17 protein-coding genes are annotated in these 16,665 nt (G+C 47.3%); 11 read left to right on the forward strand and 6 right to left on the reverse strand.

The annotated features are described in order from the left end of the window. Nucleotides 1-257 precede the first annotated feature (257 nt). The 4 genes from F5I99_RS01505 to F5I99_RS01520 form a co-directional block, all read right to left on the reverse strand. A complete protein-coding gene (locus F5I99_RS01505; RefSeq protein WP_151053320.1) occupies nt 258-1,805 on the reverse strand; it encodes a non-canonical purine NTP pyrophosphatase in 1,548 nt (515 codons plus the stop codon). Continuing rightward, on the reverse strand, nt 1,798-2,745 hold the full coding sequence (locus F5I99_RS01510; RefSeq protein ID WP_191905920.1) for a beta-ribofuranosylaminobenzene 5'-phosphate synthase family protein: 948 nt from the start codon (nt 2,743-2,745) through the stop codon (nt 1,798-1,800). The genes F5I99_RS01505 and F5I99_RS01510 overlap by 8 nt, the downstream gene beginning before the upstream one ends. After that, nucleotides 2,738-3,331 (reverse strand): hypothetical protein, encoded by a 594-nt coding sequence (locus F5I99_RS01515; RefSeq protein ID WP_151053322.1) that lies wholly within the window; start codon nt 3,329-3,331, stop codon nt 2,738-2,740. The genes F5I99_RS01510 and F5I99_RS01515 overlap by 8 nt, the downstream gene beginning before the upstream one ends. A 116-nt stretch (nt 3,332-3,447) precedes the next feature. Then, nucleotides 3,448-4,473: a DNA adenine methylase gene (locus F5I99_RS01520; RefSeq protein ID WP_191905921.1), complete on the reverse strand. Its 1,026-nt coding sequence runs from the start codon at nt 4,471-4,473 to the stop codon at nt 3,448-3,450. A 100-nt stretch (nt 4,474-4,573) separates the two neighbouring features. Between F5I99_RS01520 and radA the strand changes: the two genes are divergently transcribed. After that, nucleotides 4,574-5,959 (forward strand): DNA repair protein RadA, encoded by a 1,386-nt coding sequence (radA, locus tag F5I99_RS01525; RefSeq protein WP_151053324.1) that lies wholly within the window; start codon nt 4,574-4,576, stop codon nt 5,957-5,959. A gap of 4 nt (nt 5,960-5,963) precedes the next feature. Here the strand turns inward: radA and F5I99_RS01530 are convergent, their stop codons facing one another. Further along, a complete protein-coding gene (locus F5I99_RS01530) occupies nt 5,964-6,332 on the reverse strand; it encodes a PilZ domain-containing protein (RefSeq protein WP_151053325.1) in 369 nt (122 codons plus the stop codon). A 200-nt stretch (nt 6,333-6,532) separates the two neighbouring features. Between F5I99_RS01530 and F5I99_RS01535 the strand changes: the two genes are divergently transcribed. Then, the gene (locus F5I99_RS01535) at nt 6,533-7,621 is read left to right on the forward strand and encodes a GGDEF domain-containing protein (protein ID WP_151053326.1); all 1,089 of its coding nucleotides are present in this window, start codon (nt 6,533-6,535) and stop codon (nt 7,619-7,621) included. On the opposite strand, the gene ettA is transcribed toward F5I99_RS01535, so the two are convergent. Continuing rightward, on the reverse strand, nt 7,618-9,276 hold the full coding sequence (gene ettA, locus F5I99_RS01540; RefSeq protein ID WP_151053327.1) for an energy-dependent translational throttle protein EttA: 1,659 nt from the start codon (nt 9,274-9,276) through the stop codon (nt 7,618-7,620). The genes F5I99_RS01535 and ettA overlap by 4 nt on opposite strands. A 232-nt stretch (nt 9,277-9,508) precedes the next feature. Between ettA and glyA the strand changes: the two genes are divergently transcribed. The 9 genes from glyA (at nt 9,509) to F5I99_RS01585 (ending at nt 16,665) form a co-directional block, all read left to right on the forward strand. After that, nucleotides 9,509-10,765 (forward strand): serine hydroxymethyltransferase, encoded by a 1,257-nt coding sequence (gene glyA, locus F5I99_RS01545; protein WP_151053328.1) that lies wholly within the window; start codon nt 9,509-9,511, stop codon nt 10,763-10,765. Between the two features lie 61 nt (nt 10,766-10,826). Beyond that, a complete protein-coding gene (gene nrdR / locus F5I99_RS01550; RefSeq protein WP_151053329.1) occupies nt 10,827-11,300 on the forward strand; it encodes a transcriptional regulator NrdR in 474 nt (157 codons plus the stop codon). Beyond that, nucleotides 11,300-12,418, forward strand: coding sequence for a bifunctional diaminohydroxyphosphoribosylaminopyrimidine deaminase/5-amino-6-(5-phosphoribosylamino)uracil reductase RibD (gene ribD, locus F5I99_RS01555; protein WP_151053330.1), 1,119 nt, complete (start codon nt 11,300-11,302; stop codon nt 12,416-12,418). The genes nrdR and ribD overlap by 1 nt, the downstream gene beginning before the upstream one ends. Before the next feature lies 1 nt (nt 12,419). Continuing rightward, entirely contained in the window at nt 12,420-13,100 is a 681-nt protein-coding gene (locus F5I99_RS01560; RefSeq protein ID WP_151053331.1) for a riboflavin synthase, read from the forward strand. Nucleotides 13,101-13,119: 19 nt separating this feature from the next. Continuing rightward, entirely contained in the window at nt 13,120-14,241 is a 1,122-nt protein-coding gene (ribBA, locus tag F5I99_RS01565) for a bifunctional 3,4-dihydroxy-2-butanone-4-phosphate synthase/GTP cyclohydrolase II (protein ID WP_151053332.1), read from the forward strand. A 13-nt stretch (nt 14,242-14,254) separates the two neighbouring features. Next, entirely contained in the window at nt 14,255-14,728 is a 474-nt protein-coding gene (gene ribH, locus F5I99_RS01570) for a 6,7-dimethyl-8-ribityllumazine synthase (RefSeq protein ID WP_151053333.1), read from the forward strand. 5 nt (nt 14,729-14,733) lie between these two features. Then, on the forward strand, nt 14,734-15,210 hold the full coding sequence (nusB, locus tag F5I99_RS01575; protein ID WP_151053334.1) for a transcription antitermination factor NusB: 477 nt from the start codon (nt 14,734-14,736) through the stop codon (nt 15,208-15,210). Further along, entirely contained in the window at nt 15,210-16,193 is a 984-nt protein-coding gene (gene thiL, locus F5I99_RS01580; RefSeq protein WP_151053335.1) for a thiamine-phosphate kinase, read from the forward strand. The genes nusB and thiL overlap by 1 nt, the downstream gene beginning before the upstream one ends. Beyond that, nucleotides 16,186-16,665 carry a phosphatidylglycerophosphatase A family protein gene (locus F5I99_RS01585; protein WP_151053336.1) on the forward strand — a complete coding sequence of 160 codons (480 nt, stop codon included), beginning with the start codon at nt 16,186-16,188 and terminating at the stop codon, nt 16,663-16,665. Before thiL ends, F5I99_RS01585 begins: the two co-directional genes overlap by 8 nt.

Consider the following 16,665-nt stretch of genomic DNA (forward strand, 5'->3'; position numbering starts at 1 on the left):
TAGAGCTGATCTTGGAATAAGAGACTGGACCTGTGAGTGTGGTGTCACTCATAACCGCGCATATTAATGCGGCCAGGAATATTCTCGCGGTCGGGCATGGCCGTCCTGAGGAGGGAGTTCGTCACTAAATTTTAGTTTAGTGTCTGGAGGATGCCAAGGTAGCCGATTTTGGCTTTTGTGATTAACACCAGTCTATGGTTATTTTCTTAATTCAGGAAGTATAAATTTTCAATATGCTTTATATGTAGGAAGTATTGCTAAGTAGATTGTTTTTTACAAATTAATTTTGCCATACTTCTTCCAGTGTTCGAGAGTCTATATTTTTTTCTGCCATTAATTAAGTGAACATCAAAAAATACATAATCTTTCTGATTGAAAAATCTGCTAATATTGTCTTTATGTTTGGAGTTTTCAATATTATTTGATGAACTATTTATAAGTTTAGATATTTCGGTGGTGGTAAAGAATTCACTTTCAACTTCATTGGTCCAGTTAGTATCAAGTGCTATTAATATTTTCTCAAAAAGATCGGTAACAATTGCTTTTGGAGTGTGAGTGTAATTCCATTTTGAAAAAATTGTCTGGTCAATTTTGTTGAATAGATGGGGGATTTCTTTAGAGTTGTTGATGCAGTTATAAGCGGTTTTCATATCTCCAACGCCCATCTTAGATTCCCTTTCATCTCTGGAGGTAAAAGACTCTTCTTGTCCTCGGTTTCGGATTATAAATCTATCTTTTCTTGCACTGGTGCTACTTTTAATGAAGTAGCATTCGAAATCTGCGTAAGAGAGGCACTCTCTAGTATAATCTACCTCTTTAATCATTCTATAACCTGTTATAACTACAGGACCTACGTTATATTGCTCAATAAATTCTACTACCTCCCGAGCTATCGCAACAGGGTCTCTTGCTAGCATTTCCATTGCGAAAGAGCTTACTGGAATATCAGATTTTACACTATGTAGTTTTCTAAACATTAGATGCATGAAATCACTAGCTTCAATATGAAAGTAATCATACGTATCGCACATGTATTGAGCGGAAGTTGTCTTTCCAGTACACTGCAAACCAACAAGTATTATGTTTTTATTTAATATTATGCTAGAGTCAAGTCTTGGTTCATATGGTTTTCGTGAGTTCAATAATCCTTCATTGTTTAAGAAATTAATTAAATGATTAAAGCAGGACTTTCTAAAATCGTATCTATCAGCAGTTTTGATATCTAGCATGCTGATTGGTTTTGTTTGGTCTGCAGGGCAGAACCATTTATTGAATGTTTTATTATCTAGCCATGGATAAAGAGACTGTGTATTAAATAATATTTCGTTATTAATAATTTTTCCAAAAACTTTGCCCGTGAAGTGTAAAAATTTTGATCCGTACTTTTCGCGCAAATGAATTGGAATATGAACTATTAGATCTGATCTAACTTCTACAACTCTATTATTTCCAAGAGACTTTAGCTCGCTGTCCAGTTTATTGAATGAAATTTCTTTCATCCAATATTTAATATCTAGTCCCGGTGTCTCTTTGCCATACTTCTTAGAAAGTGCATAAATGTTAACCGATGTATCTTCAAGGATGAATGGGTTTTCTAAGTTTAGTTTAGCTTTCTTTGCTTGATCCAATGCACCCTCATAACTAATTTTTAAGAGTTCCATTCTATTGCTGATTCTTGGCTCTATGTAGTCTGCCATATATGAGTGTTCTTTAAAGCCAACTACCTCTATATCCGTTTCTTTTAGTAAATGTCTAGCGTGAGCAAGCTTAATTTTGCTGCTGGTAAAAAAAATAAGCTTAAACATTTAGGAGTACTCTTCCCTGGTTATTTGGCTTGGTTGTTAAATAGTTAAAATTTTTTATCGAAAGTTCCTTTAAGGTGGAAAAGGAGTATAAAGTTGGTCCCATGCTGCTCATGGATGCATTAATTCCTTTGCTTTTTAAATATTCCAATAAATCTGAAGAAGCTGGTTGGTTAGTTATTTCTAACTCCTTCCATTTTAAATCGTTAATACTTTGTAAACTATTGATGGCTGATTTTTTATCGTTATCCAAAAAAGATGCAAATAATCCAAATATTAAATGGTAACTGGAGCGGAATGATTCATATTCATCTAGAGGAAGGTTTTTATTAAAAAAATCTCTTTCTTTGTTTGAGTGTATTTTATTTTTTGTGTGTGGAAAAATTAAGTTAACTTCCCAATCTGGTATATCAATTCTACTTAATAGATTTGATATGTTGGTTGCGAAGTTTAAACTACTGGGGGCCCAGTGACAGTTGTTGAATTTTTGCCCTAAATCTAGAATAGCACCACCTTTAAAATAAGTCTGTATGCCTACTCCTGAAGTTCGACCTCTTTTTGATAAAGCAATAAGATCACTATCATTATAATTAATGTTATTTAGAATCAGGATGCTCTCAATTGTCGATAAGGTTAGTGCTGTTCCTGAACCTAGTCCCATGTGTGGGAATAAATCCCCCTCAATTATAATCTCGCATCCCCCATTTATATTATAATATCTATAAATGTCTTCAATAATCTTAAGTAGATGTATGATTTTATCGTTAGTGATTTTTTCTAGTCTTTCATCTGTTATTTTTATTCCCGAATTGCACCTAAAGGTATTAACTATTAAATATGGATTGGTTATAGAAAATCCGACGCTGCCGAATTTTCTATATGCATTTTCATGCATTGATATTAGTCCTGAGTGTATTCTTGCCGATGCCTTTATACTAACCATGTTTAGCAAGTTCCCACTCGTCATCAAAATAGCTTATATATTTTGAGACGTAAGAGCTATTGATGTCTAAGTGAATTGCAGGGCTGTTTTTTGAGGATATTTTTTCAAAGTGAGGGCCGACTAATACATCGCTGTCAATCCTAAAGTAGCTATGAGATGGGTTGTGGTTATAATATTTATAATCAAATTGTTCTGGATATTGTTTTTTTAATTCTTCCATTTTTCTTTTAATTTCATGAAAATTATTTTGAATGTCTGTAGGTGCATGTTCATAATTTGCTACTAGAAATTTAACATTTAATTCGGTATTTCTTTTGAGTATATCTATTAAGACATGATCACGTGATTCTGGATCAGCAAAGTCTGCAATGAATCTATTGCATGAAACACCCATTATATGTAGCTTGTGCGTGCAATTAGAAATTAAATTCTCATAATAGCTCTTGTCATCACGTTGATCTATTATTTTCTTTACTTTTAATTTGTTATATTTGTCAATTTCATCATATCTTTTTTTATCCAACATGACTTGTACTATTGAAAATAATGTTGTTACTAATATTCCTCCAGATAGCGTACCAATCATATTGCTGCTATCAATTACAAAATAATAGTATCCTGTTGATAATAATACAATTATTAGGATTGAGACTACTATTGTTGATAATCGTATGTTACACATGATGTGGTTTATATTCATGGTTAGCGTCCAATAAAAATTAATTCGTTTCTATCCTTTTTTGATAATGAGTGCCTGCTGTTTTTGTAATGAATATCTACAGTGTTAAATATAGAGTTCATGAATTCTATAATTTCTTCTGATGATGGGCAGGCTTTGTCACAATACGAAAATACTATCTTTGATTTTTGGTGCTTAGCTATAAGTTCGAAAAGTTTTTCTTTGGTTTTTGATTTGTTATTCCATGTATTTTCTGGATAGTTGTCTTTGAATTTCTTTGTTTTAGTATTGTGGTCTATTAGATCATTCCATACATCAAAATTTACTATTCCCTCTAAAAAATGATATCTTGATAAGTAGCTTTCTGTATACTTCGTGTTTGAAATGTATGGTGGATCTAAGTAGACTAGATCATGGTTATTTTCTAAATCTAAAGCGTCTTGACATTTGATCTCGCATTTTCCGGATATATCTAATTTGGCAAATTCTCTTAGATTGTGTGTTATCCATTTTTCAAATGATTTATTCCATGCTGTTAAATTTCCAAATGACCTATCTGTATCTTTAAGTCTCATGTTTAAATTCGCTCTGTGGAAAAGGTTGTATGGTCTTTTGGATAGGCATGCTTGAAAAAATCCATAATAAAGCACTTTTTTATGCGGTCCATTTATTTTTTCTATAAATCGACTAAAACCATCAATATACATATTTTCTTCATCGGTATAATACATTCCATTGAATGTATTGGAGACAAATCCAGCATATGGGACAACGTCTTTAATTAGTTCACAGCATTCTTCTATTATATTGGTATTGGGTTTGTTTAAAATTGCATCGGCTGAAATGGCATTGAACTTTAGGTTATCATTGTAGGTTACTTTTTTTCCCATCTTTAAAAAAAGTAGACTGACGCTTGCGGTACCACCAAATACATCTAAAACAGTTTCAAATTCAATGTTTTTTGTAATTGCATGGATCCAGCTTAGGTGTTGTCGTTTACTGCCGTAATACCTGGTTTTTGGAAATTCTGTAATTTTTAGTTCATTCACAAGTTGTTGCACCAATGATTCTATACTAGATATAATTTTAACATATCACATCTTTATGCATATACTGAACTTCTAATTCAATGTCGGATGAATAGTGGACATGGCTAAAGCAAAATCCGCGTATGTCTGTAATGACTGTGGCGCTGACTACACCAAGTGGCAGGGGCAGTGCAGTGCCTGCGGTGCCTGGAATACCCTGACCGAGGTGCGACTCAGTAGTGCATCCGCAGCAGGTTCTAGCCGCGGCGCACGCTTTGATGGCTATGCCGGAGATTCAGGTCTGAGTGCGCGTAAGCGTGTTGTCAGCCTGGGCGAGGTGGATCTTGAAGCCATGCCGCGTATTCCAACTGGCACAGGTGAATTGGATCGTGTGCTGGGCGGAGGGCTGGTGCCGGGTTCTGCGGTGTTGATTGGCGGGCATCCGGGGGCCGGTAAGAGTACGTTGTTGTTACAAACCCTGTGCCACCTTGCCGGACATTACCCTGCACTCTATGTTACGGGTGAAGAGTCCTTGCAGCAGGTCGCTCTGCGTGCGTCGCGTCTGGGGTTGAAGGCAGATCATCTGAAAATGCTATCGGAGACTTCCGTAGAGACTATCTGTGATGTGGCACAGCAGCTTAAGCCGAAGGTGATCGTTATCGATTCGATTCAGGTGATGCATGTAGCAGATGTACAGTCAGCTCCGGGCTCTGTATCCCAGGTGCGTGAATCCGCCGCTTACCTGACCCGCTTTGCCAAGCAAACCGGTACGGTGCTGTTTTTGGTGGGACATGTGACCAAGGATGGCTCATTAGCTGGCCCCAAAGTATTGGAGCATATGATTGACTGTTCGCTGCAGTTGGAAGGGTCGTCTGATAGTCGTTTTCGCACCTTGCGCAGTCATAAAAATCGCTTTGGCGCTGTGAATGAACTGGGTGTGTTTGCCATGCTGGAAACCGGTTTAAAAGAGGTACGTAACCCCAGTTCTATTTTCCTGACGCGGGGGGATGAGCCCAGTGCGGGCAGTGTGGTGATGGTGGTTTGGGAGGGGACGCGGCCTTTGCTGGTTGAGTTGCAGGCATTGGTGGATGAGTCGCATTTGTCTAATCCGCGCCGTGTAGCCGTGGGTCTGGATCAGAATCGTCTGGCGATGTTGTTGGCGGTGCTAAATCGTCATGGCGGACTAATGACCGGCGATCAGGATGTGTTTGTCAATGTCGTTGGCGGCGTGCGTGTATTGGAAACCAGTGCCGACCTGGCGTTGTTACTGGCTATTGTTTCCAGTTTTCGTGATCAGGCCTTGCCGCATGAATTGATCGTGTTTGGCGAAGTGGGGTTGTCGGGTGAAATTCGCCCGGTGCCCAATGGCCAGGAACGCATTCGCGAAGCGGCCAAGCACGGGTTCAAAAGAGCGATAGTGCCAAAGGCCAATGTGCCCAAGGAGCCCGTGCCGGGGATACAGGTGATAGGTGTCAGTGTTCTGGCTGATGCACTGGATCAGATCTAGATGCTTAATCCAGTACCATCTGTTCCAGTTCCCGTTCCAATAAGGTTTCGTCACCCAAATTCAGTTCAAGCAGGCGACGCAAGTGGGACATGCTGTCCAGGTCTATTTCTTTGACAAAGAAACCATAATTTGGCGGCTCAGCATAGTTCAGCTGGGTTTTCATGCGGATCAATACATCGTTGGCGAGGTAAATATTGATTTCTGCTTCGCCGCCGATATCCAGTGCCAGCGGATGGTTGAACTGCAATAATACACCGCGCAGTGAAATATCGATCAGCTGCATGACAATGGCGCCACCGCTGTAATGCACTTCGCACTCGGCATCAAAGTTGATCCGGGTGAAGCGGCGGCGGTCTTGTTCGTTAGTGTTCACTGTGTTTTCCTCGTTTGATATCCCTCGGCTGAGATTGAATCAGACGAGAGATTGATTCCATTTTAGTACAACTTGCACAACAGCGTTAATCACTTGCTTTGTTTATGGAGTCTGACCTCAGACTCGGTTATCCTTCTGATAAATTAACACATACTGTCTGGCGCTGTCTGCTGTCACTGGGTGGGAAAAGGGGTGAATTGATGTATCCAATTCTTGAGTTGTTTTCAGCTCGGGGCCATACGCACTATTTTCAACATACGCGTAGCTTCTATACTTATCGCCGAGTGCGGGTGATCTCACTGATTTTGGCGATTCTGCAAAGCGCCTGGATTCTGGTGGATCATTATTTGTTGCCGGCAGATGTGCAGATGCCGATTGCCATAGCGAGGGTGCTGAGTAGCCTGTTTTTTCTTGGATTGTTTTTCTGGGGGCGACGCCCTTACAGTCCTCGCCTGGCATTGTTGCGTCAATTACTACTATTTCTGGTGCTGACGGCATTTCATACCTTTAGCACGGCGCTGTTGATTATTCATGGTCACGAGCAGAGTGTTGCCGGTTATCAGTTTTTTCCATTTATGATTATCAGCATGATGGCAATCTTCCCCTTGGCTATAGTAGAAGTGCTTGGCATAACCCTGCTGCTGTTATTGGTAGAGCTCGTAACTCAGCTTTCCAGGGGGAATCTGGGGGAAGTGTCGGCAATTAATAACCTCTGGTTACTATTGGTGTTGGCCGTAGTTGCTGGCTGGGCAGCGGTGAATCAGTTGAACATGCTGTTGGTGCTCTATCGACAGGCTACGCGTGATGCGCTGACTGGCTTGGCTAACCGACGTCTGATTCTGGAGCAACTGGACACAGACATGGCCTTATCAAAGGATGCCGAAAAGCCGCTGGCTGTGCTGCTGTTCGATCTGGATAAGTTTAAGGGCTTTAACGATACCTACGGTCATGCCGCCGGTGATATCGTGCTTAAATATTTTGCTGGTATCTTGAAAAAGCACACGCGCAAAAAACTGGATCTGGCGGGGCGTTTTGGCGGTGAGGAGTTTTTGATGGTGTTGCCGGGGATGAGTGGTGCTGAGGCATCAGTTGTGGCCGAAGCTATCGGCAAAACGTGCCGTGAAGTCAGTGTCCAGGTACCCAGTGGTGAGAAGGTCGGCTTTACCACTAGTATAGGAGTCGCTGTATTGAAACAAGGTGAGACGCAATCTGAGTTGATCCGGCGCGCCGACGAGGCCCTGTATAAAGCCAAGGACAGCGGCCGGGATCAGTATAAACTGGCGGATTAATGCATCCGCTTGTACTTGATGCGCTCCGGCTGGTGATCCTTGCCGTGGCGCTTGCGGTAGTCATCCGCATACTCCGTGTAGTTGCCTTCGAAGAAGGCCACGGTAGAATCCCCTTCGTAGGCGATCATGTGGGTGCACACGCGATCCAGGAACCAACGGTCATGCGAGATCACCACAGCCGAGCCGGGGAAGGCCAGGATGGCTTCTTCCAGGGCGCGCAATGTTTCCACGTCCAGGTCGTTGGTGGGCTCATCCAGTAACAGCACGTTGCCGCCTTCTTTCAGCAGCTTGGCCATGTGCAGACGATTGCGTTCACCGCCGGACAGATCCTTGACGAACTTCTGCTGATCGGCACCTTTAAAATTAAAGCGACCGCAATAAGCGCGTGCCGGTGTCTGATAGGTGCCAACAGTAATGATGTCCTGACTGCCGGAGATCTCTTCAAATACGGTCTTGTTGCCTTCCAGTTCACGTGACTGGTTAACATAGGACAGCTTCACCGTGCTGCCGATTTCAATCTCGCCGGAATCGGGTTGTTCCTCGCCACTGATCATCCGGAACAGCGTGGATTTACCCGCACCATTCGGACCGATGATACCAACGATGGCACCGGGTGGAATTGACAGGCTGACGTTTTCAAATAACAGCTTGTCATCATAGGACTTGGTGACATTGTGCAGCTCAATGACTTTGTCTCCCAGACGCGGTCCAGGTGGAATGTAAATTTCCTGGGTTTCGTTGCGCTGCTGGAATTCGCGAGAGTTCATCTCTTCAAACTGCTTGATACGCGATTTGGACTTAGCCTGACGTCCTTTGGCTCCCTGACGGACCCATTCCAGTTCAGCCTGAATCGCTTTGCGATGCGAGGCTTCCTGCTTGGCTTCGGCGGCAAGGCGCTGGTCTTTCTGCTCTAGCCAGGAAGAGTAGTTACCCTCGTAAGGAATGCCACGGCCACGGTCGAGTTCCAGAATCCAGCCAGCGGCGTTATCCAGGAAGTAGCGGTCATGGGTGATGGCCACAACGGTACCGGGATATTCCTGCAGAAAGCGTTCGATCCAGGCAATGGATTCAGCATCCAGATGGTTAGTAGGCTCATCCAGCAGCAGCATGTCCGGGTGATCGAGCAGCAGGCGGCACAGCGCCACTCGACGGCGCTCACCGCCGGAGAGTACCGCAACTTGCGTCTCCCAGGGCGGCAGGCGGAGGGCATCGGCGGCACGCTCCAGAGCATTGTCGAGGTTGTGGCCGTCTTTGGCTTGAATCAGGTTTTCCAGTTCGGCCTGTTTTTTCGCCAGTTCATCAAAGTCGGCATCAGGATCAGCATAGGCGGCATACACTGCATCCAATCCAGCCAGTGCCTCTTTAACATCGGCGACGGCTTCTTCAACCACTTCACGCACGGTTTTGCTGTCATCCAGCTCAGGTTCCTGTGGCAGGTAACCCACCTTAATGCCGGGCATAGGCTGGGCTTCGCCGATATATTCCTGATCAAGGCCGGCCATGATTTTCAGCAGTGAGGATTTACCTGAGCCGTTCAGGCCAAGCACGCCGATTTTGGCACCAGGGAAAAATGACAGTGAGATGTCTTTTAGAATTTCGCGTTTGGGTGGCACAATTTTGCCAACGCGGTTCATGCTGTATACGTATTGAGCCATGCAATGCATCCGTCGAAAAATGAGATACGGGAAATGATACTTAAATTCTACCTGTGTGAGTCAACGAATGCGAATGACAAACAGCAACTCGGTGGCTGAGCGACAATAAGGAAATTCAACTAGGCATGATGCGCTTTCATGTGCGTTATGGGGTGGCTTTGTACTATAATGTGCTCCTTTTTTCGAGGTGTCCGGATTTCCGCGCCTGCTCGGTTAAATACAGAGGAAAGTCATGTTCAGCAAAACTATGTCTATTGCCGGTTTTGATCCGGAACTGTGGTCTGCCATGCAGTCTGAAGCGACTCGTCAGGAGGAGCATATTGAACTGATTGCATCCGAAAACTATACCAGTCCGCGTGTCATGCAGGCGCAAGGCTCTGAACTGACCAACAAGTATGCTGAAGGCTATCCTTCCAAGCGTTATTACGGTGGTTGTGAGTACGTTGATATCGTTGAAGATTTGGCGATTGATCGGGCTAAAGCGCTGTTTGGGGCCAGCTATGCTAACGTACAGCCACATTCCGGTTCACAGGCAAACGCCGCTGTGTTCATGGCGCTGTGCAAGCCAGGTGACACGATTTTGGGCATGAGTCTGGCACACGGTGGACACCTGACTCACGGTGCTTCTGTGTCCTTTTCTGGCCGCATCTACAATGCCGTACAATATGGCTTGAACGAAGCGACTGGCGAGATCGACTATGATCAGGTTGAAGCGCTGGCGCTTGAGCACAAACCACGCATGATTATTGCTGGCTTCTCCGCCTATTCGCGTATTGTCGACTGGCAGCGTTTCCGTGACATCGCTGATAAAGTTGGTGCCTATTTGTTTGTTGATATGGCACACATTGCTGGCCTGGTAGCGGCGGGTGTTTATCCATCACCAGTGCAGTTGGCCGATGTTGTTACCACCACTACCCACAAAACCCTGGGTGGGCCGCGTGGTGGCCTGATCCTGTCAGCGCGTGCTGATGAAGAGCTGCAGAAAAAGCTTAACTTCGCGGTTTTCCCTGAATCTCAGGGTGGCCCATTGATGCATGTAATCGCCGCCAAGGCTGTTTGCTTCAAAGAAGCCATGGAGCCTGAGTGGAAGGCGTATCAGGCGCAGGTGGTGAAAAATGCCCAGGCGATGGTTAAAGTGTTCCTTGATCGTGGCATAGACATTGTTTCCGGTGGCACCGAAGATCACCTGTTCCTGGTGGATCTGATTCGTAAGGACATCACCGGTAAAGATGCGGATGCCGCCCTGGGTCGCGCGTATATTACCGTGAACAAAAACTCGGTACCGAATGATCCGCGCTCTCCGTTTGTCACCTCAGGTCTGCGTATCGGTACACCGGCTGTGACTCGCCGTGGCTTTAAAGAAGCTGAAGTGGAGCAGTTGGCTGGCTGGATTTGTGATATTCTTGACGATATCAATAATGAAGCAACAATCGAGCAGGTTAAGGCGCAGGTTAAAGCCATTTGTGCCCGCTTCCCCGTTTATAAATAATCAACTCTGACTCCGCAAAGGCGGGGTCAGGTTTAACGCTCTTTAGGTTCCGAGGCAACTGATGCATTGTCCATTCTGTGGCGAACATGAAACCAAGGTAGTTGACTCCCGGCTAGTGGCTGAGGGGCAGCAGATCCGGCGTCGACGTGAGTGCATCAGTTGTCATGAGCGTTTCTCCACCTTTGAAGTAGCTGAGCTGCTGATGCCCAAGGTGGTTAAAAATGATGGCACCCGTCAACCTTTCGATGAAGACAAACTGCGAGCCGGTATCCAGCGAGCGCTGGAAAAACGGCCGGTCAGTGTTGAAGAATTCGAAGCTTGCCTGACACGTATCAAACATCGCCTGCGGGCGACGGGCGAGCGCGAGCTTCCCTCTCGTGAAGTCGGTGAAGCGGTCATGGAAGCGCTGCATCAGTTGGACCAAGTGGCTTATGTGCGCTTTGCCTCCGTCTACCGTAGTTTTCAGGATATCAATGAATTTCGCCAGGAAATCGACCGGCTGTCTTTGAATAAAGAGACAGGTGGGGACGAATAATGTCTTCTGCCGATGATCATCGCTTTATGGCGCGAGCACTGCAACTGGCTGCTCGCGGTCTCTACACTACTCATCCTAACCCGCGTGTTGGCTGTGTGCTGGTGCGCGAAGGTCAAATTATTGGTGAAGCCTGGCACCAGCGTGCCGGTCAGCCGCATGCCGAGCCCTTGGCGCTGCAGCAAGCGGGAAGTCAGGCGCAAGGGGCAACCGCCTATGTCACTCTGGAACCCTGTAGTCACTTTGGCCGGACTCCGCCCTGTGCTGATGCACTGATCGCCGCTGGTGTGGCTCGTGTGGTCGTTGCCATGCAAGACCCGAATCCGCTGGTGGCAGGGCAGGGTTTGCAGCGTTTGCAACAAGCCGGTGTTGAGATTGTCAGTGGCCTGATGGAAGCGCAGGCCAGACTGATCAATCCGGGCTTTATTACTCGTATGCAGTCAGGCCTGCCCTATGTGCGGATGAAGCTGGCGATGAGCCTGGATGGTCGTACCGCCATGCAAAGTGGTGAGTCACAGTGGATTACCGGGCCAGAAGCCAGGGCTGATGTGCAGTGCTTGCGCGCCCGCAGCTCCGCTATTATTAGTGGCATCGAGTCGGTGCTGCTGGATGACCCGCAATTAACTGTACGGGATCCCAGCCTGTTGGGTGAAGCGGGTATTCTACGTCAGCCGTTACGTGTGGTATTGGACTCGCAGTTGCGTATTCCTTTGTCTGCCAAACTTCTGGCTGCAGAGGGTCCAGTAATAATCGTAACGACTGAAACGGCTGACACCCGCAAGGTCAACGCACTGCAGGATCTGGGTGTTGAGATATTACCCTTGCCACTTCGCGATGGTCAGTTAGATCTTGAAGCCTTGTTGCGACATTTGGCGCAGGTGCATCAGTGTAATGAAGTGTTAGTGGAAACCGGTGCCCGTCTGGCTGGCAGTTTTGTAGCGCAGCAATGGGTCAATGAGATAGTGATCTATATGGCACCGACACTGTTGGGTAGTGATGCCCGTCCGTTGATTGATCTGCCGTTAACACAGATGTCGCAGCAGCGGCGTCTACACATGACCGATCTACGCCAGTTTGGTAAGGATATTCGTATGACCCTGCAGCCAGTAACGGAGAGCTGAAATGTTTACAGGTATAATTGAAGCCGTCGGCGAAGTCGCTGATATGCGCATGAAAGATGGTGATATGCAGTTGACCTTACGCACCGGGAAACTCGCGCTAAGTGATGTTAAACTAGGCGATAGTATTGCGGTCAATGGTGTTTGTCTGACAGCGGTGCAGTTACCCGGTGATGGTTTTGTTGCTGATGTCTCACGCGAAACTCTGGCACATACCCGCTTTGAGTCGTTGAAAATTGGCGAGCCAGTGAATCTGGAAAAAGCGCTGATGCCAACCAGTCGTCTGGGTGGGCATCTGGTCAGTGGTCATGTAGATGGCCTGGGTGAAGTGGTAGAGCGTCATGATGATGCCCGCTCCATACGTTTTACGCTGAAGGCACCCGCTGAGCTGAGCCGTTACATTGCCCACAAGGGCTCCATTACTGTTGATGGTGTCAGTCTGACAGTGAATGCGGTGAAGGGCGATAGCTTTGAGCTGAATATCGTCCCGCACACGGCACAGGAAACCATTATGGAACACTACCAGAGCGGTCGGCAGGTACATCTGGAAGTGGATCAGATTGCACGCTACTTGGAGCGCTTACTCACAGGTTCAGCCTCCAGTGAGGGTTATGCACAGCCCAGTGCCAGTGAAGGTGTCAGCCTGGAAAAGCTGGCAGAATATGGCTTTATGAGTCGCAGATAAGTATCCGGAGAATACAACCATGGAGCTGAACAGCCCCGAAGAACTGATTGAAGATATACGCCAGGGTAAAATGGTTATCCTGATGGATGATGAAGACCGTGAAAACGAAGGCGACCTGGTCATTGCTGCAGAAAAAGTGCGCGCTGAAGATATTAATTTTATGGCCACGCACGCACGTGGACTGATCTGCCTGACACTGACGCGTGAGCATTGTGAGCAGCTTAAATTGCCACTGATGGTCAGAAGCAATGGTGCTCAGTTTTCCACTAACTTTACCCTGTCCATCGAAGCGGCCAGCGGTGTGACCACCGGTATTTCAGCGGCTGATCGTGCCCATACCGTACGCACCGCTGTTAAAGCTGATGCCAGGCCTGAAGATATAGTCCAGCCTGGACATATTTTCCCACTGATGGCACAGCCAGGTGGTGTGCTAAGTCGTGCCGGTCATACCGAAGCTGGCTGTGATCTGCCGCGTTTGGCGGGTCTGACCCCGGCCTCGGCCATCGTTGAAGTGATGAATGACGATGGCAGTATGGCGCGGCGCGCGGATCTGGAAGTGTTTGCAGCTCGGCATGGACTTAAAATCGGTACTATTGCTGATCTGATCCATTACCGCACGCTGAACGAACACACTATCAGTCGTGAAGCAGAAGGTGAGTTACCCACAGAGTACGGTACGTTCCGTTATGTCACTTACCGTGATGAGATTAAAAACTGTACGCACCTGGCCTTGATTAAAGGTGATATTCAGGCTGACGATCCAACCCTGGTACGAGTGCACATCCGTTCCGAAGTGCTGCGTGATGTGGTGGGTGCGATTACCAGTGAAGAGAAAAAGTGGACTATGCGTCGTGCCTTACGGCGTGTGTCCGAAGAAGACAAGGGCGTAGTGCTGTTGCTTGACGGCGGTCACCGTATCGATCTGGGTGATGCCGTCGATCAGATACTCAATGGCAGTCAGGCGCGCTCTAAAGTGAATGTCAGTGCGTCAGGGGCTTATCTGACCGTCGGCACCGGCTCACAGATTCTGCGGGATCTGGGTGTCGGAAAAATGCGACTGATGAGTTCACCGATGAAATTTAATGCGATTTCCGGATTCGATCTGGAAATTGAAGAATATATTCCTTACCAGGACGAATAACGGAAACTTACTTATGTCAGTAAAAACCTATGAAGGCGACTTTGTCAGCGCCGATGGAAAATATGCGATCGTTGTCGGTCGCTTCAATGCGTTTGTGGTTGAAAGCCTGCTCGAAGGTGCGTTGGATACCCTGAAACGCCACGGTGTCAGTGATGACAATATTCGTATTATTCGTGTGCCTGGTGCCTTTGAAATTCCTTTGGCGGTGAAGAAAATTGCCGGTCAGAAATGTGACGATGCCATTATTGCACTGGGTGCGGTCATCCGTGGCGGTACGCCTCACTTTGAATATGTGTCTGCCGAAAGCTCCAAGGGCATCGCGCAGGTGATGATGGACTTCGACCTTCCGGTTGCTAACGGCATCCTTACGGTCAATAGTATTGAACAGGCGGTCGAGCGTTCTGGCACCAAAGCGGGTAACAAGGGAGCGGAAGCCGCCATGTCAGCGTTGGAAATGGTCAGCCTGATGCGTCGCCTAGAGGCCTAATAGAAATGACTGATACACCCAGCCCAGAAAAAAAACGCAAGCTGTCGCGCACTGAAATGCGCCGCAATGCCCGCAGCTATACCCTGCAAGCGCTGTATCAATGGCATATGGCGGCGCAGCCAGTGAATGAAATCGAAGCACAGTTTCGTGTCAATAATGACATGGCAGATACCGATGTCGCCTTGTTCGGTGAATTGTTGCGTGGTGTGACATCCAGAGCTCGAGCATTGGATGATGCCTATTCACTGTTCCTGGATCGTTCGGTGGACGATCTGGACCCGGTAGAGCTGGCAGTGCTTAGAATCGGTGCCTATGAACTGATTGAGCGCCTCGATGTGCCTTACCGAGTGGCCATCAATGAAAGCGTTGAACTGGCAAAAATCTTTGGTGCTACTGAAAGCCACCGTTACGTGAATGGTGTCCTCGACAAGCTGGCGCAAAAAGTGCGTGCCGCTGAAGTCATGGCAAAACGTGGGCGTTAATGAGCGAATTTGAGCTGATCCAGCGTTACTTTGCTCGTAATCAACCGACGTCCAGTGCCGTGACGCTGGGCATCGGTGACGATGCTGCCATACTGCAGCTGCCTGTCGGTGAGCTGCTGGTAGTCTCCGTGGATACTATGGTAGCGGGCACTCACTTTCTCGCTGATACCCCGGCTGAACTGATTGCACAGCGGGCACTGGGAGCTGCCGTGAGTGATCTGGCGGCTATGGCGGCCAGGCCGCTCTGGTATACCCTGGCGCTGACCCTGCCGGATGTCTCGGAAAGTTGGCTGGAAGCTTTCGCGGTAGCGCTGGCGCAGCGCTCAGCTGAGTTGGGTATTATCCTGGTGGGGGGGGACACAACCCGGGGTCCCTTGTCACTGACGTTGACAGTGCAGGGTTCGGTACAGCCGGGTCTGGCATTACAGCGCAAGGGCGCGCAGGTCGGTGATATAATTGCCGTAACCGGCACGTTGGGTGATAGCCGTGCTGGGTTAGAAAGTTTGTTGCATCCGCAAAAAGCGACGATGGCCGATCTTGACTGGTTACGGCAGCGTTTCTATCGACCTGAACCGCGTTTGCAGTTGGCACAGCAACTGGCTCCGCTGGCTCACTGTGCTATCGATATTTCCGATGGCCTGATGGCTGATCTGGGGCATCTTTTACAAGCCAGTCAGTTGGGCGCTGAGCTGGAGCTGACGGCGCTACCCTTATCACCCGCATTGAAAAATTTCAGCCAGGATCAGCAACGCTTGCGTGACTGGGCTTTGAGCGGTGGTGAAGATTTTGAATTATGTCTGACTATCCCTGCGGCTAACTGGGCGCAGGCACAGGCACTGGCGGCCAGTCTGGCGATTCCACTCACAGACGTCGGTCGTATTATTGCAGCGCCAACCCTGTGCCTGTTGGATGAAGGGCAGCCCGTACCTCTGAGCCAAGTGCGTCAGGGTGGCTATGATCATTTCAGGAGAATACATGACTGAAAAAACGCCTGCTTCTGTTTGGAGCAACCCGGTGCACTTTACTGCTTTTGGTTTCGGCAGTGGTGCTGCACCCGTGGCACCGGGCACTTTTGGTACCCTGGCTGCAGTTCCGTTATGGTTATTTCTGGCGCCTCTGTCGACAGATGCCTATCTGCTGACACTAATTGTCGCCTTCATTATTGGTGTCTGGTTGTGCCATCAGACCTCCGCCGATATCGGTGTGCATGATCACGGCGGTATTGTCTGGGATGAGTTTGTCGGTCTCTGGATAGCTCTGTTTGCGGTGCCTGTACACTGGTTCTGGGTGCTGCTGGGTTTTGCCCTGTTCCGCTTGTTTGATATCTGGAAGCCCTGGCCAATTGGCTGGGTCGATCAGCGAGTCAGTGGCGGCATGGGCATTATGCTGGATGATGTGATCGCAGGTATTTATGCATTGGTGATCATTCAGTGTTTACTTTATTTTTTCTACTAA

It is taken from the genome of Nitrincola iocasae, assembly GCF_008727795.1.
Classification (GTDB): Bacteria; Pseudomonadota; Gammaproteobacteria; order Pseudomonadales; family Balneatricaceae; genus Nitrincola; species Nitrincola iocasae.